This window comes from Rhizobium sp. C104, from assembly GCF_022354505.1.
GTDB classification, from domain to species: domain Bacteria; phylum Pseudomonadota; class Alphaproteobacteria; order Rhizobiales; family Rhizobiaceae; genus Rhizobium; species Rhizobium redzepovicii.
The window spans coordinates 792533-818170 of record NZ_CP092352.1; the positions used below are offsets into that span (position 1 = coordinate 792533).

General features: G+C 57.6%; 21 protein-coding genes and 8 pseudogenes. 16 read left to right on the plus strand and 13 right to left on the minus strand.

The window, feature by feature from the left end; all coding sequences use genetic code 11:
- Nucleotides 1-6: 6 nt before the first annotated feature.
- Entirely contained in the window at nucleotides 7-1008 is a 1002-nt protein-coding gene (locus MF410_RS31905) for an ABC transporter substrate-binding protein (protein WP_239620900.1), read from the minus strand.
- 47 nt (nucleotides 1009-1055) lie between these two features.
- Entirely contained in the window at nucleotides 1056-2138 is a 1083-nt protein-coding gene (locus tag MF410_RS31910; RefSeq protein ID WP_239620902.1) for a 4-oxalomesaconate tautomerase, read from the minus strand.
- A 109-nt stretch (nucleotides 2139-2247) separates the two neighbouring features.
- Between MF410_RS31910 and MF410_RS31915 the strand changes: the two genes are divergently transcribed.
- Nucleotides 2248-3150, plus strand: coding sequence for a LysR family transcriptional regulator (locus MF410_RS31915; protein ID WP_168330280.1), 903 nt, complete (start codon nucleotides 2248-2250; stop codon nucleotides 3148-3150).
- A gap of 526 nt (nucleotides 3151-3676) precedes the next feature.
- On the opposite strand, the gene MF410_RS31920 is transcribed toward MF410_RS31915, so the two are convergent.
- Complete coding sequence (locus MF410_RS31920) at nucleotides 3677-4300, minus strand: LysR substrate-binding domain-containing protein (protein WP_239621033.1); 624 nt, start codon at nucleotides 4298-4300, stop codon at nucleotides 3677-3679.
- Nucleotides 4301-4411: 111 nt separating this feature from the next.
- Nucleotides 4412-4594, minus strand: a pseudogene (locus MF410_RS31925) (LysR family transcriptional regulator); the annotation flags it as partial.
- Nucleotides 4595-4716: 122 nt separating this feature from the next.
- On the opposite strand from MF410_RS31925, the gene MF410_RS31930 reads away from it, so the two are divergent.
- From MF410_RS31930 to MF410_RS31975, 10 genes and pseudogenes are all read left to right on the plus strand, one after another.
- A complete protein-coding gene (locus MF410_RS31930; RefSeq protein WP_239620905.1) occupies nucleotides 4717-5538 on the plus strand; it encodes a transporter substrate-binding domain-containing protein in 822 nt (273 codons plus the stop codon).
- Nucleotides 5539-5545: 7 nt separating this feature from the next.
- Entirely contained in the window at nucleotides 5546-6226 is a 681-nt protein-coding gene (locus MF410_RS31935; RefSeq protein ID WP_239620906.1) for an amino acid ABC transporter permease, read from the plus strand.
- A complete protein-coding gene (locus MF410_RS31940; RefSeq protein WP_275593043.1) occupies nucleotides 6223-6993 on the plus strand; it encodes an amino acid ABC transporter ATP-binding protein in 771 nt (256 codons plus the stop codon). The genes MF410_RS31935 and MF410_RS31940 overlap by 4 nt, the downstream gene beginning before the upstream one ends.
- 174 nt (nucleotides 6994-7167) lie before the next feature.
- Nucleotides 7168-7632 carry an MOSC domain-containing protein gene (locus tag MF410_RS31945; RefSeq protein WP_239620907.1) on the plus strand — a complete coding sequence of 155 codons (465 nt, stop codon included), beginning with the start codon at nucleotides 7168-7170 and terminating at the stop codon, nucleotides 7630-7632.
- A gap of 13 nt (nucleotides 7633-7645) precedes the next feature.
- Nucleotides 7646-8596: a PDR/VanB family oxidoreductase gene (locus MF410_RS31950; protein ID WP_239620908.1), complete on the plus strand. Its 951-nt coding sequence runs from the start codon at nucleotides 7646-7648 to the stop codon at nucleotides 8594-8596.
- A 64-nt stretch (nucleotides 8597-8660) separates the two neighbouring features.
- Nucleotides 8661-9650: an ornithine cyclodeaminase family protein gene (locus MF410_RS31955; RefSeq protein WP_239620909.1), complete on the plus strand. Its 990-nt coding sequence runs from the start codon at nucleotides 8661-8663 to the stop codon at nucleotides 9648-9650.
- Nucleotides 9650-10270, plus strand: a complete 621-nt coding sequence (locus tag MF410_RS31960; protein ID WP_239620910.1) for a 2-hydroxychromene-2-carboxylate isomerase — start codon at nucleotides 9650-9652, stop codon at nucleotides 10268-10270. Before MF410_RS31955 ends, MF410_RS31960 begins: the two co-directional genes overlap by 1 nt.
- Nucleotides 10271-10663: 393 nt before the next feature.
- Nucleotides 10664-11737 (plus strand): PAS domain S-box protein, encoded by a 1074-nt coding sequence (locus MF410_RS31965; protein ID WP_239620911.1) that lies wholly within the window; start codon nucleotides 10664-10666, stop codon nucleotides 11735-11737.
- Between the two features lie 353 nt (nucleotides 11738-12090).
- A complete protein-coding gene (locus MF410_RS31970) occupies nucleotides 12091-12984 on the plus strand; it encodes an SDR family oxidoreductase (protein ID WP_275593044.1) in 894 nt (297 codons plus the stop codon).
- A gap of 14 nt (nucleotides 12985-12998) precedes the next feature.
- A pseudogene (locus MF410_RS31975) lies at nucleotides 12999-13134 on the plus strand (ATP-dependent DNA ligase); the annotation flags it as partial.
- 26 nt (nucleotides 13135-13160) lie between these two features.
- Here MF410_RS31975 and MF410_RS36685 read toward each other — a convergent pair.
- Complete coding sequence (locus MF410_RS36685; protein WP_275593045.1) at nucleotides 13161-13283, minus strand: hypothetical protein; 123 nt, start codon at nucleotides 13281-13283, stop codon at nucleotides 13161-13163.
- 23 nt (nucleotides 13284-13306) lie between these two features.
- Here MF410_RS36685 and MF410_RS31980 point away from each other — a divergent pair.
- A pseudogene (locus MF410_RS31980) lies at nucleotides 13307-13456 on the plus strand (molecular chaperone Hsp20); the annotation flags it as partial.
- Between the two features lie 72 nt (nucleotides 13457-13528).
- Nucleotides 13529-13843 (plus strand): annotated as a pseudogene (locus tag MF410_RS31985) (radical SAM protein); the annotation flags it as partial.
- A 20-nt stretch (nucleotides 13844-13863) separates the two neighbouring features.
- Here MF410_RS31985 and MF410_RS31990 read toward each other — a convergent pair.
- The 3 genes from MF410_RS31990 to MF410_RS32000 form a co-directional block, all read right to left on the minus strand.
- Nucleotides 13864-15411: a phospholipase D family protein gene (locus MF410_RS31990; protein WP_239620915.1), complete on the minus strand. Its 1548-nt coding sequence runs from the start codon at nucleotides 15409-15411 to the stop codon at nucleotides 13864-13866.
- 476 nt (nucleotides 15412-15887) lie between these two features.
- Nucleotides 15888-16268 (minus strand): response regulator, encoded by a 381-nt coding sequence (locus MF410_RS31995; protein ID WP_239620917.1) that lies wholly within the window; start codon nucleotides 16266-16268, stop codon nucleotides 15888-15890.
- Complete coding sequence (locus MF410_RS32000) at nucleotides 16265-18451, minus strand: PAS domain S-box protein (RefSeq protein ID WP_239620919.1); 2187 nt, start codon at nucleotides 18449-18451, stop codon at nucleotides 16265-16267. The genes MF410_RS31995 and MF410_RS32000 overlap by 4 nt, the downstream gene beginning before the upstream one ends.
- An 892-nt stretch (nucleotides 18452-19343) precedes the next feature.
- Between MF410_RS32000 and MF410_RS32005 the strand changes: the two genes are divergently transcribed.
- Nucleotides 19344-21446 carry a bifunctional diguanylate cyclase/phosphodiesterase gene (locus MF410_RS32005; protein ID WP_239620922.1) on the plus strand — a complete coding sequence of 701 codons (2103 nt, stop codon included), beginning with the start codon at nucleotides 19344-19346 and terminating at the stop codon, nucleotides 21444-21446.
- 486 nt (nucleotides 21447-21932) lie between these two features.
- Nucleotides 21933-22310 (plus strand): glutathione S-transferase domain-containing protein, encoded by a 378-nt coding sequence (locus tag MF410_RS32010; protein WP_239621039.1) that lies wholly within the window; start codon nucleotides 21933-21935, stop codon nucleotides 22308-22310.
- A 40-nt stretch (nucleotides 22311-22350) separates the two neighbouring features.
- Here MF410_RS32010 and MF410_RS32015 read toward each other — a convergent pair.
- The 5 genes and pseudogenes from MF410_RS32015 to MF410_RS32035 form a co-directional block, all read right to left on the minus strand.
- A pseudogene (locus MF410_RS32015) lies at nucleotides 22351-22431 on the minus strand (limonene-1,2-epoxide hydrolase); the annotation flags it as partial.
- 1124 nt (nucleotides 22432-23555) lie between these two features.
- Complete coding sequence (locus tag MF410_RS32020; protein ID WP_239621042.1) at nucleotides 23556-23915, minus strand: hypothetical protein; 360 nt, start codon at nucleotides 23913-23915, stop codon at nucleotides 23556-23558.
- A pseudogene (locus MF410_RS32025) lies at nucleotides 23900-24096 on the minus strand (hypothetical protein). The gene MF410_RS32020 and the pseudogene MF410_RS32025 overlap by 16 nt, the downstream one beginning before the upstream one ends.
- Before the next feature lie 12 nt (nucleotides 24097-24108).
- Nucleotides 24109-24446 (minus strand): annotated as a pseudogene (locus MF410_RS32030) (hypothetical protein).
- 330 nt (nucleotides 24447-24776) lie between these two features.
- Entirely contained in the window at nucleotides 24777-25067 is a 291-nt protein-coding gene (locus MF410_RS32035; RefSeq protein WP_239620924.1) for a CopG family transcriptional regulator, read from the minus strand.
- Between the two features lie 117 nt (nucleotides 25068-25184).
- On the opposite strand from MF410_RS32035, the pseudogene MF410_RS32040 reads away from it, so the two are divergent.
- Nucleotides 25185-25624 (plus strand): annotated as a pseudogene (locus MF410_RS32040) (XRE family transcriptional regulator).
- Nucleotides 25625-25638 lie beyond the last annotated feature (14 nt).

Genomic DNA, 25638 nt, shown 5'->3' on the forward strand with positions numbered 1-25638 from the left:
CTCGGATCAGTTGATGGTCTTATCCGCCACCTTGTCCACGAAAGCGTTCGTGTAGGTTTTGGAAAGATCGATTGTTGCGGCGGCAACCTTTTCGTTGAAGCTCTTGAGAACGGCCAACGGCGTCTGCGTGTCGGTCTCGCTGAATTTGCCGTCCACCGAGAAAATCGGTTTGGCATTCTGGACGGCCTTCACATAGGTGTCCCGGTCGCCGGAAATGAATTCTTTCGGCAGTTTTTCGACGATCTCTTCAGCGCTATGTGTGTTCATCCATGCCAGTGCCTTGACCGTCGCATTCGTAACCTTCTGGATGGTTTCCGGGTTCTCATCGATATAGGCCTGCGTCGCATAGAGGACGGAGGTCGGATAAATCCCGCCATAGATCTCCTTGGCACCCTCGTCGCTGCGAGCGTCGATCAAAATCTTGCCGACACCCTTGGCTTCGATAAAGGTCGCCGCGGGATCGTAGTTGACCAGAAGATCGACTTTCCCCTGCTCAAGCGCCGCGACTGCGGCCGCGCCGGAACCGACGCCGATCAGCGAGATGTCGTCGGCCGAAAGGTTGTTGCGCTGCAGATAGTAGCGCACGAAGAAGTCGGAAGACGATCCCGGTGCGGTGATACCGATCTTCGCGCCCTTGATCGTTTCCGGTTTGGTCGGATCGAAGGATGAAATCTTCCCGCCGGCCAGAACCAGGCCAGAATTGCGCGCAAGCTGAACGAAGCCGACGACCGCCTTGTTCTGCGACTGCATCTGGATCGTATGGTCGTAGAAGCCGACAGCGATATCCGTGGAGCCCGCAACAAGGGCCTGCAGCGTCTTGGAGCCGCCGGATGCGAAGTTTTCGACGGTCACCTCAAGACCTTCCTTCTCGTAGAGACCCAGGCCAGCTGCGACCGGGAAGGGCAGGTTGTTGAGGTTGTAGGACCCGACGCTGATGCGGACAGGTTCCGCAAAAGCCGAACCGGCGAAAGCGACCGTTGCCGCAAGGGCGAGTAAAAGTTTACGCATGTGTATTCCTCCCTGATGCGTGGCGCCCTCCCGGCAACCACTTTCGATTATGCCGCGCAAACCATTTGCACGATAGGTTTTGCAAAGACCCGGCCCTCGAAGAGGCGTCGGGCCGTCCGCAGGATTCCGGCAATTGTCTTGCCGTCGCGGGTATCCAGTTTTACTTCCAAACGACCGCTTGGATGTTCCAGCACGAGGACGACCGGCGGCTTGCGGTCGCCGATCAGTTGCGCGGCGACGGTTCCGTCGCTGATGCAGGCCGTGGCTATCCCAACCGCGCCGGTCGTTGCGAGAGACGGGTGGCACTGGTGCGGCATGAAATAGCGCACGCCGAGATCGCCGCCCTTGTTGGGCCTGGAGATCAGCACCGGCTTTGGCGTCACGTGGTTGCCGACATCGCCCATGCCCATGCGCCGGCCTGCCTCGAGCCGCAAGGTTTCGAGCCGCTGCAGCAATGCGCCGTTGGCATTGAGCTCGGCAGCCGATTCATTACCCGTCACACCGAGGGCGGCGGCTTCCAGCAACATCATCGGCATCGCGCAATCGATGCAGGTCAAATCGATGCCATCGACCCTGTCGCGCGGGTTGCCGGTGGGAAAAAGCTTGCCTGTGCGTGCCCCGGCCGCGTCCATGAAGGTCAGTGCGATCGGCGCAGCATTGCCGGGCACGCCGTCGATCGAGGCATCTCCCATATAGGCAACGCGGCCATCAGGGGTCGGAACCTCCGCTTCGATGAGTTTGCCGGTATTGACGTTGTGAATGCGCACGCGGGTTACGCCCGTCGCCGCCTTGACCAGGCCGGCCTCGATCGCGAACGGTCCAACGGCCGCCAGCATATTTCCGCAGTTGGGCGAGGTATCGACGAATTGCTGATCGATGCGGACCTGGGCGAACAGATAATCCACATCGGCATCGGACACGGTTGCCTGGCTGACGATGGCAACCTTGCTGGTGACGGGGTTGCCGCCGCCGATGCCGTCAATCTGCAAAGGATGACCAGACCCCATGACCGAAAGCAGAATCTGATCGCGTTGACGCTCATCCGATGGAAGGTCGGATGCGAGAAAGAACGGTCCTTTGGAGGTGCCGCCTCGCATCAGAACGCAGGGAATGGAAATCAGGTCGTTCATGGTTGTGTCCGCATACTGATGTGATTTAAATATCAATCAGCTTCTTTGTTGCAGTAAGCGGCAAAACGATTGATATGTGAAATGCGAATATCAGAGGGAATGATGCGTTATGAGCATTAATTGCGAGATATTGGATCTGCGCGCGTTTCTATCGGTCGTCGAACTGGAAAACTTCCACCGCTCTGCCGAAGCGCTCAATCTGTCACAGCCGGCCCTCAGCCGTCGAATTCAGAAGCTGGAGCTGGCAATCGGAGCCCCCTTACTCGAGCGCACCACGCGTCATGTCTCGACAACCGCCCTTGGCGCGGAGCTGATCCCGTTGGTGCGACGCATGCTTGAGGAGTTCGACACGTCGCTGTTTGCGGTGCGCGATGTCGGGTCCCAGCGCAGCGGCCTTGTGACGATCGCATGCCTGCCGACGGCTGCTTTCTACTTTCTCCCGACCGTCATCAAGCAGTTCAGCGCCGAGTATCCGAATATTCGTTTTCGCATTCTCGATCTGCCCGCCACCGACGGCCTGCAGGCAGTCGCCCGCGGGGAAGTCGAATTCGGCATCAATATCATGGGCTTTTCGGATCCCGACCTGGTGTTCGACCGGCTCATCGAAGATCCGTTCGTGCTGGCGGCACGCAAGGATCACCCGCTGGCGGCAAAGAGCGAACTCGAATGGGACGATCTGGCGCCCTATCAACTGATCACTGTTCACCGGTCCAGCGGCAACCGTACGCTTCTTGATGCAGCTTTAGCGAAATCGAACCTGAAACTGCGCTGGTCCTACGAGGTCACGCACCTGTCGACGTCGCTTGGTTTGGTGGAAGCCGGGCTTGGGATTTCGGTTCTGCCGAAACTCGCTACACCACAAGAGGAACACCCGTTTCTCGTTACGAGACCTATTCGCAATCCTGAAATCTCTCGAACGATCGGCATTGTGCGCCGTCGCGGTGGGACACTTTCGCCGGCAGCCGAACGCTTCATGACAATGCTGATTGGGACGTGGGCCGAAGGAAACTGAGCAACCAAAGATCTGCCGAGATAGTATCCCAGTGTTAATTCTCGGTTCTGTTTGCCCCATTTTTCCATTTCGCCGTGAACCACTTGGGCCAAATAAAAGTTGTTTGTAGACAATCGCTACATCAGTTTTGGTGGGCTAACGCGAAATGAAAAAATGGGTCACATCTTGCTGAAACTCAACATTTTTGTCCAGCTGATGGCGACGGCGCGACGGCCTACAACGGCGCTCTCTCGATACCTACCGATGTCTGTGAGCGTTTCGGGTTGCCGAGACTGCTCACTGACATCGCAACTGCAAGGCCGCCTTGTGCGGCAGTGCGGTTGCACAAGGAGTTCAGTCCCTCGTCAACTTCGCCGCGCATCCGCTCGCCCTGCGAGTCGTAGAAGGGTTGGAGTTGGACCTGTATCGGATACCGTTTGCCGACGATCTGCACCTCAAAACCGCCTTCATCGATCCATGCTTTCGAAACGCCTTCGTCGCGGTGCAGGCTTGCAAAAGCGTAATGTGGGTGCGACAAAGGCATCGATCACGGTGTAAACTGCAACCGCAGCATCTGTGTTTCGCTCTGCTCCACCAACCAGTCGATGAACAAGCCTATCGCTGGATTGCTCAGGTTTTCTTCCATGCAGAGGCAATGATAGTTCTTTGCCGCAGGAACGCCGAGGGAAAGCGCTTGAACGAGCCGGCCTTCGTCGACGTCTCTTGCGGTCACGACATCATCGACGAGGGCGACGCCGTAGCCGTCGCGGGCTGCCTGCAAGATCATGCCGAAATCGTTGAATTGCACGTCCGGCGGACCGGGGTAGGGAAGACGTGCCTGCGCCAGCCAGCGGCGCCATTCCGTTCCATCATCCTCGTGCAGCAACCGATGCGCGAGCACGTCAGAGGGCAGGCGAATGGGGTTCGGTCCCCGTACCAGTTTCGGGCTGCAAAAGGGCATCAGTCGTATGCCATGAAGCATTCGCCACCAAAGGCCTGACCATGGGGGATTGCCGTAGACTATCGCAGCATCGGTACGGCGCCAGTCGATGGCCTCGAAGGCGATGCCGAACTCCATCTTCAACCGGATATGCGGATTGTCCTCAAGGAAGGCGAAGATGCGGAGGCTCATCCATGTCGATGTGAGGATCGGCGGCAGAAACAACCGCAAGGTAGCCTCCTGTTTTTCCCCTGCATCGTCGTTCAACAGGTCTCTTATGCCCTGTCCGATATCTGCCAAGCCACGCGATACAGCCCTCTGCAGCCGCGCTCCGCGCTCCGTCAACACAAGGCGGCGACCCTGTTTTTCGAATAAAGCGACACCCAGGTGCTCCTGCAGCGCTTTCAGCTGGTGGCTTACCGCTCCGATCGTGATGTTCAATTCCGCGGCCGTGCCACGCAACTGTCCTTGTCGCGCGACGCTTTCGAAGACCTTCAGCATATGAAGAGGAGGGAATGTGACCATCAAAATAGTTTATTATAATTCAAGTGAAATGTAAAAAACATTTAGATTGATCGAAGCATGACAATTCCTATGGTTCAAAGCGGGCCCGCAAGAAAAACGACGGGCGCCTAAAAGGGGATCACATGAAACTTTCAATATTCAAAGCAACCTTCGGCTGCGCCGTTGCCCTCACCGTCGCTACATCGTCTGCGGAGGCTGCAGACCTGCCATCTTTCGTACATGACGGCGTCCTTACGATCTGTACGGCCGGCGACTTCCCGCCCATGGGGTTTGCGGAAAACCCAGGGGATAAGAAGCTCTCGGGTTACGAGATCGATATGGTTGATGCCCTGGCAAAGCAATGGGGTGCAAAAACCGACTATGTCGTCAGTGAGTTCAAGGGCCTGCTGCCCTCGCTCGAGTCCGACCGTTGCGGACTCGTCGCCAGCGGCATGCTGATCAAGCCGGAACGCCTTGAACATTATGATGCCATTGCTCATTTCAGGACCTCTCCAGTTCTCGTCGTGGCAGCATCGACCTCGGACATCAAGACGCCCGATGATCTCAGTGGAAAGATCGTTGCGGTCGAAGCGGGTACGAATTACGAGAAGGATGCCGCTGCATTGAATGCCAGGCTGAAAGGCGAAGGCAAAGCCGAGATGACCGTCCAGACCTACCCGGGCGCGTCTGCTGTCATCCAGCAGATACTGATCGGACGAGCGGCAGCCACGATTACGCAGGATACGACGGCCGCCTACAGGGGTGCGCAGCTTCCCGGTCGCATCACCATTCCCTACACATATCCCGAAGCCGACAGCTACGGTCTCTACATCCGGAAAAGCCCAGGGGATATCAAGGCCCTTCGCACGGCCTATGACGGGCTGAAGACCTCCGGCGAGCTTGCCCAACTGCTGAAGAAATGGAACCTTCCGGCGAACGCAACAGACGTCGAGCAGCCGAAGTAGGCGCGCCGTGTTCGACGTAAAGCTCTTCCTTTCCGCTTTGCTGGGATGGCCCCTTTTCCATGGGGCCGTCATCACAGTGGTGCTGTGCGGTCTCGTGCAGACGGTTTCGCTGATGGTTGGCCTAGGCACTGCATCTCTGGCCGGATCTCCGCGTTTCTGGGTCCGCAGGTTGATGGCGGCCTATGTCTGGTTCTTCCGCGGGGCGCCGGCCTTGCTCGTGCTGCTCCTGATCTGGAACGGCCTGCCACAGCTGTTTCCGATCTTCCGTCAGGCCTGGTTCACGCCATTCCTCGCAGCCTTCATCGCACTGACCTTCATTCAGGTTGCCTATATCACTGAGATTTTGCGCAGCGCGTACTCCGCCGTTGGGCACGGACAGACGGAGGGAGCTCGAGCACTGGGGTTGAAACGGTGGCATATCTTCTTTTACGTCGTCCTTCCGCAAGCTCTTCGCGTTGCGATGCCCGCCCTCGTCAACGAGATGATTTCTCTCCTGAAGACGACATCGCTTGCGACCGTCATCTCGCTTGAGGAACTGATGACCGTCACCACGATGGCCATCGCAACCAGCTTTCGTTTCCTCGAGTGGTATGCAGCCGTGCTCGTCTACTACCTCTCCATGGTCGCCATTCTCACGGTCATACAGGCCCGCGTCGAAAAGATGCTATCCAAGGGGTACGCCCGATGACCACGCACAGTATGAAGCGCGAGCATAATGGCGAGGTGCCGGCCATCGAGTTGATCGGTCTCGACAAGTTCTACGGTGCATTTCAGGTGCTGCACGGGGTCGATCTCGCCGTGCGCAAGGGAGAGCGGGTGGTCGTCTGTGGCCCATCCGGATCGGGGAAATCGACGATGATCCGCTGCATCAACCGGCTCGAGCAGCATGACGCCGGCAGCATCTGCGTCGACGGCGTGGAACTGACGAACGACAGGAATCGGATCGAGGCCATCCGCAGCGATGTCGGCATGGTCTTTCAACACTTCAACCTGTTTCCGCATATGACGGTGTTGCAGAACTGTACGCTCGCGCTTCGGATCCTGCACCGCATGCCCAAGGCAGATGCCGACGCGCGCGCCATGTCTCTCCTCGAGCGGGTCCGTATCCCCGAGCAAAGCCTGAAATACCCGGGTCAGTTGTCAGGAGGCCAGCAGCAACGTGTGGCTATTGCTCGGGCCCTCTGCCTGCGGCCCAAGATCATGCTGTTCGATGAACCGACATCCGCCCTGGACCCCGAAATGGTGCGCGAGGTGCTGGATGCCATGATCGAACTCGCCGAGGAGGGCATGACCATGATCTGCGTCACGCACGAAATGAATTTCGCCCGCCGCGTCGCCGACAGGATCGTTTTCATGGAGATGGGAAGGATCATTGAACAGGGAACGCCGGAGCAAATGTTCAAAGCCCCAGAACAGGATCGCACCCGCACCTTCTTCAACCAAATGAACCATTAGGACAGACCCGAACGACGCCGACGGTCTCCCCTTGGCGCGCTGCGGCGGCACTCAGAAGACGCGATATCCATTGCTGGGATCCTCCTGCGGGACACGGTCGGTGGTGTCCGCATGTGGAGGTGTGCCGACAAAACAGCTCTTCGAAAATCACGGGCAACCAGGAGGACAAAAAGCATGTTCAGCGGAAGCATCCAGCAATTGAACGTTACCCCTCGTGCATTTTTGCCCATGCGAACGGTCGATACGCTTGAACTGGTCGAGGGCAAAGGGATCGTCGGTGATCGCTACTTCAACGGAGCGGGGTTCTACTCGGACCTGCCCGAGGATGGACGGCAGGTAACGTTCTTCGAGCTGGAAACGCTCGACGCGTTGCGCCGGGATCACGGCATAGCGCTCGCCGCGGACCAGCATCGCCGCAACATCACGACGCGGGGCGTGCCGCTCAACCACCTCGTCGGGGTGAGGTTTCGCATCGGGAGCGCACTTGTCGAAGGGACCCGTCTCAGTACGCCCTGCCGGCACATCGAACAGATCACGGGGCAGGAGATATTCACCTTTCTGCTCAACCGGTCCGGGCTTCATGCTCGCATCGTTCGTGGCGGGCTGATCCGCGCGGGCGACGTCATCATTCCTGCATAACGGGACAGCATTCATGATCGTTCGGCACCACCATGTCTTGACCGTCATCCGCAAGATCGAGCAACTCACCGCCGGCATCTCGCGCTTCGAGCTTTCCGATCCGGACGACTGGAGACTGCCGCCCTTTACCCCCGGCGCGCATGTCGATGTCCATGTGGACGAGCATGTGGTGCGGCAGTATTCCCTCAGTAGCGATCCGCAGGACCGCCATCGCTACGCCATCGTCGTCAAATGCGAGGAGCAGGGAAGGGGAGGTTCGCAGCGTCTTCATGCGACATTCCGCGTTGGAGAGGAGGTATGCCTGTCGCTCCCCCGCAACCACTTTCCGCTGCCGCCAGGTGATCAGCCGCTTCTTCTCGTGGCTGGAGGTATCGGCATCACGCCGTTCCTTTCCATGATAGGGGAGCTGGAACGCACGAGGCGTCCGTTCGCGTTACACTATTTTTGTCGAAATCGAATGGAGACCGCGTTTCATGACGCGCTTGAGGCTGGCGGGCGAACGCATTTCCACTTCAGCCAAGGGCATGGCGGACCGCGTCGCAATCTGGTCGATCTTTTGGGCGCGCAGGGCTGGCGGCATGCCCATGTTCTCTGCTGCGGCCCGCAGAGCCTCGTGGAGGATGTCGGTCAGGCAGCGGCTATTCTCGGGTTGAGTTTTCAGTTCGAACGCTTCGGCGGCATTCGACACATCGACAACGACGATCCGGGCTATGTCGTCAGACTTGCTCGATCCGACCGCGATATCGCGGTTTCGGCCGGACAATCGATGCTCTCGGCTCTCCGCGAAGCAGGTATCGCGATCGACGCATCCTGCGAGGCGGGAAGCTGCATGCGCTGCAAGACGCGATACCTCGCGGGGTCGGTCAACCACCGCGATCTCGTCATGTCAGCTTCCGAACGTGCGCAATTCCTGACCCCTTGCGTCTCCACCTGCCTCTCGGACGAAATCACCCTGGATCTGTAGACCGGCCGGCCCGCCTGATTGCGGGCGGCGGTAGAGACCACCGACATAAGGAAAAGCTGTCGTTATGAATGCTTTGTCATCAATCAAACTCCTGGACGAGACGGCAGTTATCGAACTTCTGCCGGCCATCGACGTGGTTCAAACCATGCGGCAACTGTTCCGCGCGCTTGGCGAAGATCGCGCCGTGCAGCCGCCGCAAACGCTCAGCCTTCTCGGAGACGCGAGAGGTGACTTCATCACCTATCCGGGCGTTCTTACGGAACGATCCGTCTTCGGGGTGAAGCTCTCTCCCTATATCGTGACGGACGGCAAGCCGATCGTGACCGCCTGGACGTTGCTCATGTCCTCGAAAACCGGAGCGCCGCTCGCATTGGTAGATGCGTCTCGATTGACGACCGAGCGCACTGGCGCAACGTCAGCTTTAGCGATCGACTATCTGGCACGCCTGGACGCATGCCGTCTGGCGATCATCGGTAGCGGCGATGTGGCATGGGCGCATTTCCGACATGCCTATCCTCTGCGATCCTGGCGCGAAGTACGGCTGTTTTCGCCGTCGCTTGCCGAAAGCGTGGACGGCAAGGGACGATGGCTGGATCAACCGGTTGAGATAACAAGATCTGCCGAAGACTGCGTTCGGAACGCCGACGTCGTCATCCTGGCGACCTCGTCTGCAAAGCCTGTGATCGACGCCGCCTGGCTCGGCGGAGACACCCTCGTGACGTCGATCAGCACCAACGCGGTCCAGGCGCATGAGGTCTCACCCGCTTTCTTAAATGAAGCCCAAGTGTACTGCGACGATCGCAGGACAACACCGGGGAGCGCCGGGGAAATGCAGCTTGCAAGCAGTCAGCACGGGTGGGACAAAGCATCCATTCGGGGCGACCTGGCTGGTCTGGCGACAGGCACATGTCCGCTACCAGTGCCCGGCAGGCCGATATTCTTCCGGTCCATCGGGCTCGGACTTGAGGATATCGCCATTGTAGAGGCTATCCTGTCCGCCCATTCGGCCAACGGTCCGGCATCGTCTTTCAACCATGAGCGGGCAGCATCGTGATGTCGTTTAAGAAGCCGGCCATCGATTACTTCTTCTGGGTGAACTCGGACTGGGCCTATTTCGGAAACCCTCGCTTGAAGGCGATCAGCGAACGGTACGACGTGCCGGTCAACGTCATTCCGATCGATGTCAGTTTGGTCCTCGCAACGACAGGCGGCCTTCCGCTGGAACAGCGGTCCAAGGCCCGGCAAGATTACCGGTTGGTCGAACTGAAGCGATACTCCTCGCTTCTGCAGATGCCCATAAACATCGCACCAAAGCATGATCGCCCGAACTGCCGACTTGCATCCCTCTTTCTGGTGGCGGCCGCCGAACGCGGTGAGTGCTCGATCGAGCTCATCCATGCCGTCATGCGGGCCTTGTGGGTCGAGGAGCGAGATATCGAAAGCAATGAGGAACTCATGACGATCGCAACCACGCTCGGGCTTGAGGGTTCCGCGATATTATCCGCAGCAGGAAGCCCGGAAGTCGCCATCAAATACAGATCGAACACAGAGAGAGCGATCGAAAACGGCGCTTTCGGCTCACCTTTCTATATATTCGACCGCGAACCATTCTGGGGACAGGATCGCCTGCATCTTCTCGAAATGGCCGTCAATCGTACGATAAGCGTGCGTTAACAGGGTTACAATGATGGCTATAAAGAGGCTGTAGTAGCCTCGGCGTACTCCGACGTCTTCGCAGGGACCAATTTTTTCGTATGAGACGACTGGATCTTGACCTCATATTCGCGTTCTTGCTTATCTGCCGTAATCTCTTTTTGTTTACTGTTCTCAGCGGCACTTCATGCGTCTGCGAAATCTATATTTTCACCGGATACTGGATCGTGGTTCGAATCTCATCAAGGCGAAGGCATTTTGCCAGCGATCTCGCGTTCGAAAGGCGTCATACTGATTTGCGACCCCTAATCATTCTGACTGTTGTTGGTGGTGTTTAGCGAATATGGTCGCGGTGCACTGGCGGTCTCGGCCGTCTCGATTTCTTGAAAAATGCATTGATTTGACGGGGCGTAAATGTCGATTTCCGATAACCAGCCACACGAGGGCCAGGCCCAGCTCCGTTTGCGACAGCCGGAGGCCGACATAGAAGCTGCGCAGCACGGACATAACGCTGCAGCTTTTCTTGCAGCGATCGTCGAGTCCTCCGACGATGCGATCGTCAGCAAGAGCCTCAGCGGAGTCATCACGACCTGGAACAAGGGCGCTGAGCGGCTTTTCGGTTATACGGCAGACGAGGCTATCGGCCGGCCGATCACGATCGTCATTCCACCCGATCGCCTGAACGAGGAGCCAGCCATCCTCGCCCGCATTCAGGCCGGCGAGCGCGTCGATCACTTTGAGACGATACGACGACGTAAAGACAGTAGCCTGATCGATATTTCTCTCACCATCTCGCCTATTCGGGACGGCAACGGGAAGATCATCGGCGCATCGAAAATTGCCCGCGACATATCAGAGCGTAAGCGGGCCGCCGAGCGTCAGGAACTTCTGCTGCGCGAGATGCATCACCGGGTAAAAAACCTGTTCGCCATCACCGGCAGCATCATCACCCTTGCAGCAAGGACGGCAAAGACGACTGCTGATCTCGCTGCGGGGATGAAGGACAGGTTGATGGCTCTGTCGCGGGCGCATGAGATGACATTGCCGAGTTTGAACGGTGAGGCCGCGACCTGTGCTCCAGAGACTACCCTCTTTCAGCTTCTGTCGAATATTCTCGCGCCGTATGAGCGGGCCGGTGCCAATCGTTGCCTGCTGATCGGAGATGACATCGACATCAGCGGCACCAAAATTACAAATTTCGCGCTGCTGTTCCATGAACTCGCAACCAATGCCGCGAAATATGGTGCGCTGTCCGCTGAAGAGGGAAAGCTGGAGATAGCAGCGGCGGTGAAGGGTGAGATCCTGGAGATCGTCTGGCTGGAGAGCAGCGGTCCCCCGCAGGCTGCATTGGAGCCACCTTCGATCGGTTTTGGAAGCCGGCTTGAGCAGATAATAAGTCAGAGCCTCGGGGTCGAGATCGCGCGCGACTGGATGCCAAATGAACTCTCGATCCGACTGTCCGTCCCCCGCGGCGCTATCAGCGACTAAAACGAGGGCAGCGCAGCCAGCCGCGTGTCTCAACCGGCCGGACCGAGTTGCAGGACTTTGGCGCCGATCGACGCGTCGGTGGCTCGTTCGAGGCGGTTTGGCAGAATCGTCACGTAGACTTCATCGAACCACGACCGACCTCGAGCGCCAACAGGTGACCACCGCCCGCCTCGAACGAAGCGTGTACTTGGACTTGTCACCACGCGGCAAGACATTTCCTCCTTCGTTGATAATCAGACGAACGACAGCGCAAAAAGTTTGTTCCGAGCCAGCGGCGTTACAGGAACAAAGGGATGAAACGGGCGTTCGCAGACAGTCATCCGCATGCAATTCGCAAAATCTTAGGTGTCATTGTGAGCGACAAGACCTCCATGAACGATCCTCGCACGCTTTATCCAGCACCGCCTTTCCCAAACCAACCGCAGCAGGCGCCTGGACTCGCCCGCAAGATGAATCCCACGCCGGATCACGGCGAGGAGACTTATCGCGGGTCAGGCAAGCTCTCTGGCCGGAAGGCACTCGTCACTGGCGGCGATTCCGGCATCGGCCGTGCTGCAGCAATCGCCTTCGCCCGTGAGGGGGCCGACGTGGCCATCGCCTATCTTCCGGACGAAGAGGCCGATGCCAAGGAGGTGGTTGGCCTTATCGAAGCCGAGGGCCGTAAGGCCGTCGCGCTTCCGGGCGACATCAAGGACGAGGCATGGTGCCGGCAACTGGTCGACAAGGCGGTCTCTGATCTTAGCGGTCTCGATATCCTCGTCATCAATGCTGGCCGCCAGCAGTACCGCGAGAAAATCGAAGAGTTGTCGACGGAGGATTTCGACAAGACGATGAAGACCAATCTCTATGCGCTTCATTGGATTGCACAAGCCGCCGTGCCCCGTATGCCGGCGGGATCCGCGGTGATCACCACGGCCTCCATCCAGGCTTACCAGCCGTCACCGATCTTGCTCGACTATGCCACGACAAAGGCCGGTATCGCCGCCTATACGAAGGCCCTTGCCAAGCAGCTGATTGAGCGTGGCATTCGCGCCAATGTCGTCGCACCCGGACCGGTCTGGACGGTTCTCCAGCCGAGTGGCGGCCAGCCCGACGAGAAGGTCAAGAACTTCGGCAAGGACAGCGACTTCGGTCGTCCGGGCCAGCCGGTCGAACTGGCTCCCGTATTCGTCCTGCTTGCATCGCCAGAAGCGAGCTTCATCAACGGCGAGGTCTATGGTGTCACCGGCGGCAAGGGCGTCGCTTGATGGGATCGTCTTCACGGGTTGTCTTCGCCCAGCCGACGCTGATTGCCGAGATCGAATTCCAGGGCTGGACCGACGATGGCAATCTCCGGCACGCATACTACAAAGGCGCGCGAAGTTCAGGATAATGCCGCAGTTTATGCGCTTGATTGAGCCGATGGCCGGGTGAAGAAACCGCGTCAAATTTTTTCTACTGCTGCTCTTAAATCCAAATATGCCAAAAACCAAATCGATTGCCGCCAGCCGCTGATGACAGGGCTGGCCTTGCTGGAAGCACCGTCTTTCGGCGCTTCCGAACCCATGTTGCTTCAAGGAGGATATGGCTATGGCAACATCTTACGACTACGCACCTCTGTTCCGCTCCAGCGTCGGCTTCGACCGGATTTTCAATCTTCTGGAAAACGCCCAGCGCGCCCGGTCGATCAGCGACTGGCCGCCCTATGACATTGTCAAGACCGGTGACGACACCTATCGGCCCAGCAGTGAAATCGACGCGCTCATGCCATGGAACTACGCCGCCTGAACGGCCCCGGCTTGTCGCTTACTCGAGGATTGCGGCTATTGCAGCCAGTCCGCCCACAATCCGACTGGTCTCAAGGCTTCGAAACTAATGGAAGTCGAGCGCATGCTTGGCGAGGCGCAGAAGGCAAAGCAAGTCGGTGCGACACGCTACTGCATGGGGGCCGCGTGGCCCAATCCCAAAGAGCGCGACATGGAAGCCCTAGTCGCGATGGTGGAAGGCGTAAAAGCAGTCGGGATGGAAACCTGCATGACGCTCGGTATGTTGAGGCCGGCTCAATCCGAAAGCTTCGCCAAGGCCGGCCTCGACTACTACAACCACAATGTCGATACTTCCGAGCGCTATCCGGCGTTAAGGGACGGCTATAATTGCGATTCAAGCGGCAGCAATGCGATCAACCTGGATACCGCTTTTCGTGTAAAGCTGGCATCCGGTTCGCGTTTGATGACAACTTTTTGGGCATTGACGACTGTCAGCCAGCTAACCGATCCATCTTCCAATCTTACGGTATAACTGAGCTCGGGCGCGGTTTCTTCGGCAAACACGGCATCCATTCTGTTGACAAGGTCCGTGGAGTTGAACAGCACACCCATCTCGGTGTTGAGAGAAACGGACCGAGGATCGAGATTGAGAGATCCGATAAACCCGTATTGCCCATCGCGCGAAAACGCCTTTGTGTGGAGACTGGCCTGACCGGAGCCTCGCAAAGAGAACGATCCCTGGCCCGCCGCATGGGACTTCAGCTCGTAAAGTTCTACACCTCCCTGCAGAAGTGCAGGGCGGTAGCGAGCATACCCGGCGTGGACGGCTGCGACATCGGTTGCAGCCAGCGAGTTGGTGAGAACCGCCACCTTGACCCCGGATCGGGTGAGCTTCGTCAGCGCTGCAACGCCTCGATTACCGGGAATGAAGTAGGGCGACGTAATGCGGAGTGCCGTCGTTAACTCCGTCATAACCGGAAGAAGGGTTTCCATCAGCATGTTCTGGCCGTCTCGGCGCTTGCCTGCAGCCTTTTCGGGAGGATCAGCCAGGACCTCGACCTTATCGACCCAGATGTAGTCGTCTTCGCGAACTATCTCCTTCAACGAAGTGAATTCACGAACACGATCGAGATATGGCTTGACTCGCTCGCTGTATGGCAGTTCGCCCACAATGCGGCGAAGCCTTGCAAGGCGGTTCCGGCGACGGGCCAACAGCGATCTCACCGGCACAGCAACTGCGCTGTTCCAGTAATCATCGAAGATTTTTTCCGTCTTCGCCACGGCGTCACCGACGATGACGAGGTCGAAATCCCGGAAGTTGGCCCGCTCGCCGGCATCGAAATATTCGTCGCCGATGTTACGACCGCCGACGATCGAGATGCGTCCGTCCGCGATCCAAGCCTTGTTATGCATGCGCCGGTTGACGCTGCGGAAGCGCACTGCCATCTCGATGGCACGCCGCAGGATGTTCTCCCGCGCTTTCGTAGGATTGAATAGACGGAGCTCAATTTGCGGATGGCAATCAATGGCGTGGAAAATTTTGTCGGACATCGACACGCCGAGATCGTCGAGAAGGATCCTGACCCGGACGCCGCGGTCCGCCGCAGCGATCACTTCTCGCATGATCAGCATTCCGGTCAGATCGGCGTTCCACATGTAGTACATCAGATCCAGACTGCGTCCGGCCGACCTGGCAGCCAACATACGGGCTGCAAAGGCATCGACGTTGGAGGTTAACAATACCATTCCGCTACCCGCCTTGCGCTCTTGGCATAACCGGTTACCGTAGCGATCCAGCTCCGTATCGCTCGGAGTGGTCTCCAAAACACGAGACGGGGTTTTCGAAAGCCGCCCCAGAGCTTTTGGGTAGGCCAAGGCGGCAATGACGGAGAGGACCAGCGCGATGATGATAAGGGTGAACCAACCCATTCGAATCCCTGTATGGTCTTAAGCGCAAAGTCGGCGTGAAGGCATTGCCAACATAGCGGCAACAAATACTTCATCAAGACGCCTCTCACCGAAATGTGGTCGCAGGGCCGGCTGTAGGCGACACCCGCCATTTCGGCAGTTAGATCAAGATATGTAATGCTTAGTTCGCATGCTTTATCACGATAATAAATATCAGAAGGAAGCGCATCCGCCGTCAGGCTACTTCGACGGTATGCGCTCCTGATATTCCGCTCCGAGGTTAATCTTTTGGTCGTCGTTGGTCTCACCGCCTCGTGCAATTGCAAAATGACGCCACATGGCATTGTGTTCGATCATAGCGGAGCCGAAATGTTTGGCGTCGACCTGCCAAGCTAGTATCACCGAAGTGGCGACGTCGTTCCAAGACGGTCCTTCAGCGAGGTCGTCTGAACTGATCTTCAGCCGTTCGGCAATCTGGACATCGCAGCTATTTCCTGTCAGGCCGTGGGATCGGGATGGCATCCTAGGGCACGCCTGAGCGCTTCCTCTAGCGCTTTCGCTGAGAAGGGTTTGCCCAAGACCTGACACCCTGAAAATTCCGCCGGCAGCCCGGCGCTTCCATATCCCGTACTGAACAAAAAAGGCACTCCGCGCTCGCGCAACACCTCCGCTACTGGAAAGCTGCGCTCTCCCCCAAGGTTAATATCAAGAACAGCCAGATCAATCTCTTCGGCCGCCGCGACCGTGGACGCTTCCTTTAGTCCAGCCACGGATGCGACGATTTCGCAGCCGAGATCCTGAAGCATATTCTCGATCAGCAGGGCCACGAAACCCTCGTCCTCGACGATGAGAACCTTGATGCCACCAAACCCACTCATGCGGTAATGGGCCCAATGGCCATCCACATGCGGCACACGACGCCCGGCGGTTCGAAGGCAAGGTCAAGTTCACCACCGAGATCCCGCTCGATACACCGTTCCATCAGCCGGCTGCCAGTTCCGCGACGTGTGGGTGGCACGACCGGTGGACCACCCCGCTCGCGCCATTCGAGGATCAGTCTCGGCTGCAAGTCGGCCCTCTCTTCCAAACGCCAGGCGAGTGAAAGCATGCCAGCCTCCGATGACAGAGCCCCATATTTCATCGCGTTTGTGGCGAGCTCGTTGAGTACCATCGTGAGGCTCAGTGCCGTGCGAGGATCGAGATCAACGATTGGGCCGGCAATCTCGACCTGCCGTGCTGCGTTACCGGCAATCGCCATCAGTACTTCGCCAGCGAGCAAGTCCAGGGAGGCACCTTCCCAGTGGCGTTTCGTCAGCAAATCGTGTGCGCGCGCCAGAGCGAGTAGCCTCACCTCGAATCGACGAGTAAAATCCTCGAGACCATCGGCATGCCGAGCCGTCTGGCCCGCCAGCGACTGCACCGTCGCAAGCGTGTTCTTCACGCGATGATTGAGTTCATCGATCAGGAGCTTTTGTCTGTTCTCCGCCTGCTTGCGCTCCGTGATGTCCACCAGCATGTTGATCGCACCGATAAGCTTGCCGTCGGCGTCATGAAGAGGTGTGGGGTAGGGGATGAACGGGATGCGCGTGCCATCCGGCCTTTCAGCAATGGCCTCGGCGCCGCGAACGGGACGATCTTCCTTCAACGCGACCGCCATCGGGCATTGATCGTGGGGAAGCCGCGTGCCGTCGGTATTGTAAAGACGCCAGGTGACGCACCACATGTCGCCGATCTCCGGCGTACGACCGGACATCTCCACGGCCGCGTTATTGAAGAAGGTGATACGGCCCGTAGCGTCCGTCGTATAAACCGCAGCCGGCAGCGCCTCCAGCAGATCGCGCAGGTGCTGTTCGCTCTCGCGTATCCGCTCCTCCATCTGCTTGGCGGCAGTAACATCCTGGAGTACCCGTACTCCATAGCGGAAGCGTCCGCCGGCATCCAGAACGGACGAGCTGTAAACATCCAGATAAACCGTGGTGCCATCCGGCCTTGTTGCCCGCTTGCGCAGCACGTAGTTATCGACTTCGCCGGCGATCTGGCGCGCATAAAGGGCTGCATCCTCCTTCCGGTCGTCTTCTTGCGTATAGTCGAAGAATGTCATGTTGAGCAGCTCCTCCCGCGAGCGGCCCAACATTTGGCAGAGAGTGTCGTTGACGCGCAGGAGACGGCCGTCGCGGTCAGCTTCGGCAATCCCGATCGTGGCGGCGTCATAGGTTGCTGCCAGCCGCTCGTCGCTTTCGCGGCGGGCTGTTTCGGCCTCGCGAAGATCCGTCACGTCCATTGTGAAACAGCGTGTGCTGACAAACTTGCCGTCCTGAAACCGGCTGTTGGATGTGATCAGCACCTGCTTGATCGCACCATCTTTTGCACGCAGGCGTGCTGGATACCTATTCAGCTTTTCGCCGCAGGAAAGCTTGTGGAGGATGTCGCCGATGACGGGGCCGTCCACATGGAACTCAACGATATGACGACCGACATATTCCTCGGCCTTATACCCGAGAAGAGCAAGTTCTGCCTTGTTCGCACGCTGGATGATGCCGTCGCCACCAACGATATGGAGACCGACCGCGCTATTCTCGAAAAAATCCTCAAGATCGGCGTTCTTCTGCTGGATCGTTTCTTCCATCTCCTTATGTGCGGAGATGTCCTGGAAGCAGTTGATCGCGCCCTGGATACTGCCGTTATGGTCCTTTAGAGCCCGGATATTGACGAGCGCCGTGAAGCGAGAGCCATCGGGGCGTTCCATGACGACTTCAGCATTGCGGGTCGAAGTACCGGCGAAGATTGCCGTTGCCATGGGACAGACATCATGGGCAAGCGGGGTGCCATCGGGGAGAAAGAGGGCATGGGATCCACAGAAGCGGTGATGTTTGTCGCCCACTGGTGGACTTTGCCCCCACAGCTCCGCCGCCTCGGCATTATAGCGTATGAGCCAACCATCCTTGTCACACAGGTAGACTGCACCTGGAACGGCATCGAGAACACTTGAAGCAGCTGCCGTGAGCGCTTCGAACTCGGTGAGTCGTCGCGCGGCGGCAGGAAATTCTTCGATATTGGACATAGCAACCTTCATCCCCTCGGGCGACACCCGGATACCACAGCGCCAGCCGCAGCCACACTCGAATCCGCGCCAACTCGCTCCACGGGGAGCGCAGCCAGAAAAAACGCGACAGCCGTAAAATAGTTCCACGGCATGAAACTGACCCGTGAGCTGCTTGCGGTGCCACGGAAGGACTACTGCGAGCCTACTGCGTTTTGCCGAAAGTCCCACAGGCTTCGATGCTGCCAACAATGTTCCTCCACCTGATACGTTAGGCTTTTCATTCGTAGTCAGTTCAGCGCCGACAGCAGCTGATCACGATTGCACATAACTTATTTCCTTGAGGTATGGGGCGGCATCGCCAGCCTCAACGAACGTCGCCGATGCAGCACTTGCAAGCATGAGATCCACTAACGCCTGCAGTCTTGCTCATATTATGTCCGGACAGCGGAACACAGCATGAACCCACAAATCGTTCAGTTAAATGTTCACCCCCGCCACCGACATGTTGAAATCGATGGGGATCCGGTCGATTTCGGCGGCATGGGCGCTCTACGACCTCGATCGGAGGGCCCTGGAGCTGCGTCGGCACTTGTTGCGATGGATGAACAACGACAGCACGCTCAGATAATTGGGATTCGGACTAAACGCAATATTTGACGGCTTGGTCCTTGCTGGTAGCGCGCGGCTATGACCTCTACGCGACAGGACCTCGAGGTGCGGTAGCCTCAGCCGCAGCGCAATGCTAGGTTGTAAGGAGAGCACCGTGGCGGGAGCGCGAAAGTTGCCAGTCGCGTAGAAGATGCACCGTTACACGTACGGTTAATCATACACGCTACTCGTTGCTTAAATTAAGTTGATCTCAATAGGAAATTGGCAGAGTGCGCCACGAATTTCCTGGACAAAGAAGAAAATGATTTCCGTCGTTAACTGCATCACAACGCAACATAACATCTGGCTTGTGTTAGTCGCCGCTCTGGTCTGTGTTTCAGGAAGTTGGGCGGTGCTTCGCCTATTTTCGAGGGGGCGGAGCGTCAACGGCGCCGAAGCCATCGGCTGGCAGTTCCTCGCCGCAACAGCCGCAGGAGCATCGATCTGGTCGACTCATTTCATCGCCATTATTGCTTATCATGCCGGCACGCCTGTGACATTCGATCCGGTGCTAACCATTATTTCCTTGCTGATCGCTATGGCCGGCTCATTCTGCGGCCTGATGGTAGCCGGTACGATCCGCACTTCCTGGTCAGCTGCTGTCGGCGGTGCATTGATCGGGCTGTCAATCGCCACGATGCATTACACTGGTATGCTGGCTTATGTTGCTCAGGGCACGGTTGAATGGGATATGAGGTTTCTCATCGTGTCCATCTTGCTTGCCGTAACTATCACATCCGCTGCGATACACATCGCAAGTCGTGACCATGGAACCGCCAACAAGACCATCTCGGTGGGATTGCTCACATTGGCGATCGTCAGCCTGCATTTCACGGGCATGACCGCGTTCAAGCTCACGCCGATTTACGTTGACGACAGTTATTCCAATCCGGCGGCTATGCAGGCGATGGCGTTAGCGATCGCTCTCCTCAGCGTTATCATTATCGGTGCCGTCGCCGCGAGCTACCTGATCGACAATCAGAACCGGGTCCGTTCGATTAGCGAGCTGGAGCATATGGCGCTGAATGACGCGTTAACTGGACTTGCCAATCGCGCGTGCTTCAATGATCGCCTTGCTGCGCAAATTCGGCTTGCCAACTATGGCGGCCCTAAGTTCGCGCTCGCGGCCATCGACCTCGATCGTTTCAAGGAAATTAACGACATCAAGGGGCACTCGGCTGGCGATGAGGCGCTAAAAGTCCTCGCCCAGCGCATGCGTGATTCAAACGACGGCACACTGTTCATCGCGCGCACAGGCGGCGATGAGTTCTCGATTATTGCGCCTGTCGACAATCGCAGCCAACTGCGCGAGGTGCTCCTCCAGTTACGGGCCGAAATCATCAGGCCGTTCACGCTTGACGGCTTTCAGGCCTCGGTCGGCGCGAGTTTTGGCGCCTGTATGTTCCCCGACGACGCGCAGGAAATGGAAACTTTGGTCAGTAACACCGACTTGGCGCTCTATCGTGCCAAGACTGAGATCGCGGAAAAGATCTGCTTTTTTGACAAGGCAATGGACGATGCCGTCCGTGACAAGCGTCTACTCGCCGTTGATCTTCGGCGCGCGCTGGAAAACAATCAACTGGAGGTCTATTATCAGATTCAGACGCTGGTCTCCGATGGTTCGGTCACGGGTTATGAGGCGCTGCTACGTTGGCAACATCCGCAACGTGGTTTTATCCCACCGGTGGAATTCATTCCGCTCGCCGAGGAAAGCGGACTTATCTTGCAACTCGGCGAATGGGTGCTTCGGACAGTCTGTAGCCAATGCTCGTCCTTGGGCACGAACACAAGGGTCGCCGTCAACCTTTCACCGGTGCAGTTCCTCCACCCCAATCTGCCGGGCCTGGTGGCCGACGTTCTCAGCGAGACCGGAATGAAAGCAGAAAACCTTGAACTCGAGCTCACGGAATCGGCCATCATCCAAGACAAGGATCGTACGCTCCTCCAATTGCGGCAGATTCGTGAGCTTGGTGTGACGATCGCGCTCGACGACTTCGGCACGGGCTATTCCTCCCTCGATACGCTGCGAGCATTCCCGTTCGACAAGATCAAGCTCGACCGCAGCTTTATGGGTGAAATTGAGACCAGCAAGCCGGCGCGCGCGATCATCCGCGCGGTGCTGGCGCTTGGCCGCAGCCTCGAAATCCCTGTCCTCGCCGAGGGAATTGAAACCCGCGACCAGTTAGCCATCCTGCATGCCGAAGGCTGCGAATCTGCCCAAGGCTACCTTTTCGGCCGGCCGGCGCCGTTTGCAAATATTCTCTCCGGACACAAAGATGCGCCGGCGGAAGCCCTGCGGTCAGCGCTCAACGAAATGGATCGCGCAATGACGGCAGCGTCCCCATCGCTGCGCCGTCTTGGTTGACCACCGGCATTCCGCGGGCAACCTTGATGGAGCTTGCCGTCTGATGCCTTCCTGGCATCTCTTATCTGCCGCGGGCGATGCGCTTTGGACCACCAAAGCGCTCCGGCGAGGAGGCGATGTTCGCTCGCGTGCCATTACCTGATGACCACTCCATGCTCGTCCGGTATAGGCACGGACAGGCGGAGGGTGAGCGCTAAACTGTTCCAACCCGTCTGACAGCCTGCAGGCAGGTATCCGTGATTGTGGCCAGTTTGACCGATTACGACAAGCGGTGCAGAAGAGGCAACGCCCCGACGGCCAGTGACGGAGCGAGATCCCCCGCAATGCCAGAGAGCATCGTCAGGAAACTGGCCAAGCTTCCCGACGAAGAAGAGAAGGGCAGGGGCGTTGCCCTCGACGGCGCCTCGCGTTAACGAACTCGTCCGCACGATCCTCGCGATCTAGTGGCCAAGCCCGACGGTTTCTGGCGCTTCACCAACTGGAAAAGTGCCGCTGCTCAAGGTGCGCCAGCCGGAGGGGGCGGACGCTCTTCGAAGCATAGTGATCTGCGAGGATACCGAGGATATCCTGGACGTAGCATCGATGTATCCGAAAGACGCGCTGTCCCGTGCCCAGCAGCATGGCCGGATCGAGTTCGCCACTCCGACCTACGCCGATGCCTGGCGGTTCCTCAACGCCACCGATCGTCTGACTGCTGATGCGAAGAAGGCAGCTTTCCGGGAGAGGCTCCAGCGATTGGAGGCGGCGCTTGGGGCGGGCCCCTATTTCGCCGGCGCCGACTTCCAGATGGTCGATGCGATGTTCGTGCCGGGTGACTTTTCTGGCCGCTCAAGCCAGGCGGTCGCTCGTCGATACCGGTCGTGACGGAAATTTCTTCTTTGACCCAGACGGTTTGCGGAGTGAACCACCGCCGTATCGCGGTCCTGCCATCATTTTCAGGGAAAGCAGCACAGAAGGCTTTCAGGGTTTCGATAGGCGTGGTCATGCTGATACCAAAAACCCGAAAGACCCCGATGGCGGGGCAAAATTTCAGGAATCGACATGAAAAGGGGTCGCGAAATCACGCTCTTCAAATCCGTTGCATATTAACCGATCACGCAGCAAAGTTCCCGTGCTGGTGTATTTTTTTAAAACCTCACATACTTAAAGTGGTGGTGACAGTGGTTATTGGTATTCGTGGGGTAATTGTTACGATTTTGGCCTGAAAGCACTGCGCCGGCGGAATTTCCCAGCGGTTGCGGCGCCTGTCGCAAAAGGGAGCCCCGCCGAAACGGGGCAATTTCTGGAAAGGACGGATCGCACAGGAAGGAAGAGTTTGCGTACGGCCCCGTCACAAGGGGGCTACCTGTGCGACCCTTCGGTCTGCGATAGATGGTCGAGAAAGTTCGGTGCGGTAGTGAGATTTATCGCTGGTCACACCAGTCATTTCGTCGGCCGGGTCGGGTCGAACGGAAGATTCGATGTCCACGTCGTTAAATGGCAGGCGGAATTAGAAATCCGGTGAACTAGCAACGAAAAAAGCCCCGCAATCGCCGCGGGGCAAGGCTGCATTGATGGAAAAGGACGTGCGCGGATTTGGCTGGCACACACCCACACCCAAAACCCGGTGGCTTAAGAAAAGTTCCGGCGCACGCTTGTGTTGTAACGAAGACCCCCGCGTGAGCGGGGGATAAGTGAGCGGGGTGGTTTGTAGGACGCGCCCTTAGCGCTGCAATATGTCTTAGACGAACCGCCTTCATCTTGCAATAAATATTACTTTATAGTTTATCTTAATCTCGACACCTTGTTTAAAAAATCTGACCAAAAGTTCTGTACTAGAAATGTCCGTTTCCGCGTTAAAAGCATAAACCGTCGAGTCATGAAATTAGAGCTACAACTGCAGCTCGATATTTGGTATTCCCTACTTGGCCGCTCAGCGAGCTTGCTAAACCCCGAGCGCTAACTCTCCTGTGCGTTGGGCGGCCGCTATTCTACTGAAAAGTCCATCTGTTGGTTTGCTGCCGATTCTCAGCGATCAGCAGCCGCGCGTCCTCAACCAGACGATACCCAGTCGGGGTCGTTTTAATGCGATCCTGATGATTTAACTTTGTAAGGGATCAAACGGGGCTTCTAAATCACGAGCCGCGTCAACGCGTCCTCGTCCTTTACCCCATGCTTGAATTGGATAATCCGCGTCGCCAGCACTTCACAGTCGTGGTCGGTTTTGATCTGCCGCACAACTTCTACGTCGCTCAGCACGCTTTGCATGTCGGCTATCTGGGATCGGATCATCACCGCCCTCACTTTCTCCCCTGCTTTCAGGATAGGGCGGAAAGACGCGCGTTCAAGCGCTGGAGGCTCGATCTGACGATCGTCACGCCAATCGTTATGTTTCGTTGGGCTCCGTGTCCTGGCGAAGCTTCGCGTAGCAACTTCTTTGTCGCCGTCGACAGCTGTCAGCGATGCGCAGATGATCAATCCAGCAACCATTGAGCGGTCGTCCCACGCTCCGCCGCCGAGCTTCCGCCTGAGGGCCTGTTCCTCCTCGTAGGACCCCTTTTATGCGGAAAGTGCTCAAAGCACCACCAGCGGATCGTAACGGCCGGAGACGGGCTGTTGCCCAGCTTCCCCATTCATTGCATCCCACTTGCTCGCAATAATGGAAATGCATGCCGGCAGCTTTTCAACGCCGGTCTGTCGGTATCCCACATCTTTCCTCCCGGAGTTGCCAACCCAGTTTCGGCTTGGGCCACCCATTCCTGTGCGCTCGGAAATTGGCCTCGGCTTCCGCTTTCGCCTTCGCTTCCATGGTGCTTGTTGCCCAGACCATGATGCGCATTCGGCCCGCTCTGAAGACGAAGCGCGCTCGTTTGAGTGCTTCCCGGCCGTATATCCTCCGCGAAACCAAGAACGCGCGGTCAGCAGGCTGACACTCTCCCGGAAAGACTGTGATTGCGACAGCCACCAATCGCTAAATGCCGATTCAAAGGGCGCGGCTTTCTGCTGCCGACGGTTAAGCATAGCCTTCAGGTCCTGTCTCAAGATCAGTCTGCATTTGGCATGTCAGTCTCGACCATAGCTCGGCCGCTAGCCTCGAGCCATGCGGAGCCTCATGGCACCTTCAGTCAAGGCGAGTTGCCGGCGGAGAAGACGAACATCCTCCAGCTAGTTTTGAACGTTTCACGGATGAGCTTCGGGCCTGACGGAAGCGAAATGCCGTCTTCGTCGATCCTAGGCTTGTTGCCGATCGAATACGCGACCGAGCATGGACCTGCGTCATATAAGGGTTTGCGGGATGCTGCTGATAATGCGGCTGTTTACGAGCCTGAGTAGTTCGCCGGCGCAACCAGATCAAGCCGTCCCATCCACATCGCCGTCTTCGTCAATCTCGTGCACCGGCAGATAGGTGTTCGTCTCCAGCCACTCCCGCACGATGTATCTGATCATGTCGTTGCGCGTCACCTCGAACTCGCTGGCCAGGTCGCGCAGAACCTCTTCCACGTCTTCGTCCATCGAGACGGCCGCGGCGTTGCGCAGCCGCAGCGCTGCCCGGCGCAGCATGATCTGCAAATCCGCGCGAGAGACATCTGCTATCCGGTTGGCGGCGTCATCCAGGAGGGCGGCAGTGTCGGTTGAGGTCATCAGTGGACGCGCTCCGGCGCATATTCGATCTGCTCAAGGATTTGAATTAGCCCCAAAACCGGAGATCCAACATTGCCCTTCAGCTGTCATTGACCAATTTAGTTTAAAAATTTGACCATGGAAAAGAAATACAATGTATCGACCGAAGCGGTCTCTGATGTTGAACGCGTCAGCGCGACCGTGTCTCAAAACCTCAAACTGCTAAGGCGGCAAAACGGCCTGACACTCGATGAACTGTCTCGCAAATCCGGCGTCAGCAAAGGTATGCTTGTCGAGATCGAGAAAGGGAGTGCCAATCCGAGCATCGCGACGCTCTGCAGCGTTGGACTCTTTTTTCTGGTGAGATCTTTGAATCGCCCGGGCATTTGCCTGGGGCGCTTGAACTCCTGAACGTGGAAACCGGCGAACTCACCCTGAAATTGGCTGATAGCGACCACCTCATTCAAGCAGGTTCTTCGGTGTTGGCGCGGACCGATGAGAAGCATGCCTACATGAACTGCGGGAAAGAGGAACTGCGGTTCGTCATGGCTGTTGCGGAGCTCCGGCGACCCGTGTGAGAATCGGTTCGTAA

Coding starts and splice junctions, on each gene's coding strand:
- MF410_RS36685 (WP_275593045.1), bottom strand. CDS start 13,283: ATGGGTTCGGAAGCGCCGAAAGACGGTGCTTCCAGCAAGGCCAGCCCT.
- MF410_RS32005 (WP_239620922.1), top strand. CDS start 19,344: ATGATTTCCGTCGTTAACTGCATCACAACGCAACATAACATCTGGCTT.
- MF410_RS31930 (WP_239620905.1), top strand. CDS start 4,717: ATGAAACTTTCAATATTCAAAGCAACCTTCGGCTGCGCCGTTGCCCTC.
- MF410_RS31905 (WP_239620900.1), bottom strand. CDS start 1,008: ATGCGTAAACTTTTACTCGCCCTTGCGGCAACGGTCGCTTTCGCCGGT.
- MF410_RS31915 (WP_168330280.1), top strand. CDS start 2,248: ATGAGCATTAATTGCGAGATATTGGATCTGCGCGCGTTTCTATCGGTC.
- MF410_RS32020 (WP_239621042.1), bottom strand. CDS start 23,915: ATGGTTGCTGGATTGATCATCTGCGCATCGCTGACAGCTGTCGACGGC.
- MF410_RS31990 (WP_239620915.1), bottom strand. CDS start 15,411: ATGGGTTGGTTCACCCTTATCATCATCGCGCTGGTCCTCTCCGTCATT.
- MF410_RS31940 (WP_275593043.1), top strand. CDS start 6,223: ATGACCACGCACAGTATGAAGCGCGAGCATAATGGCGAGGTGCCGGCC.
- MF410_RS31910 (WP_239620902.1), bottom strand. CDS start 2,138: ATGAACGACCTGATTTCCATTCCCTGCGTTCTGATGCGAGGCGGCACC.
- MF410_RS31995 (WP_239620917.1), bottom strand. CDS start 16,268: ATGAGTGGGTTTGGTGGCATCAAGGTTCTCATCGTCGAGGACGAGGGT.
- MF410_RS31950 (WP_239620908.1), top strand. CDS start 7,646: ATGATCGTTCGGCACCACCATGTCTTGACCGTCATCCGCAAGATCGAG.
- MF410_RS31945 (WP_239620907.1), top strand. CDS start 7,168: ATGTTCAGCGGAAGCATCCAGCAATTGAACGTTACCCCTCGTGCATTT.
- MF410_RS31960 (WP_239620910.1), top strand. CDS start 9,650: ATGTCGTTTAAGAAGCCGGCCATCGATTACTTCTTCTGGGTGAACTCG.
- MF410_RS31955 (WP_239620909.1), top strand. CDS start 8,661: ATGAATGCTTTGTCATCAATCAAACTCCTGGACGAGACGGCAGTTATC.
- MF410_RS32000 (WP_239620919.1), bottom strand. CDS start 18,451: ATGTCCAATATCGAAGAATTTCCTGCCGCCGCGCGACGACTCACCGAG.
- MF410_RS31965 (WP_239620911.1), top strand. CDS start 10,664: ATGTCGATTTCCGATAACCAGCCACACGAGGGCCAGGCCCAGCTCCGT.
- MF410_RS32035 (WP_239620924.1), bottom strand. CDS start 25,067: ATGACCTCAACCGACACTGCCGCCCTCCTGGATGACGCCGCCAACCGG.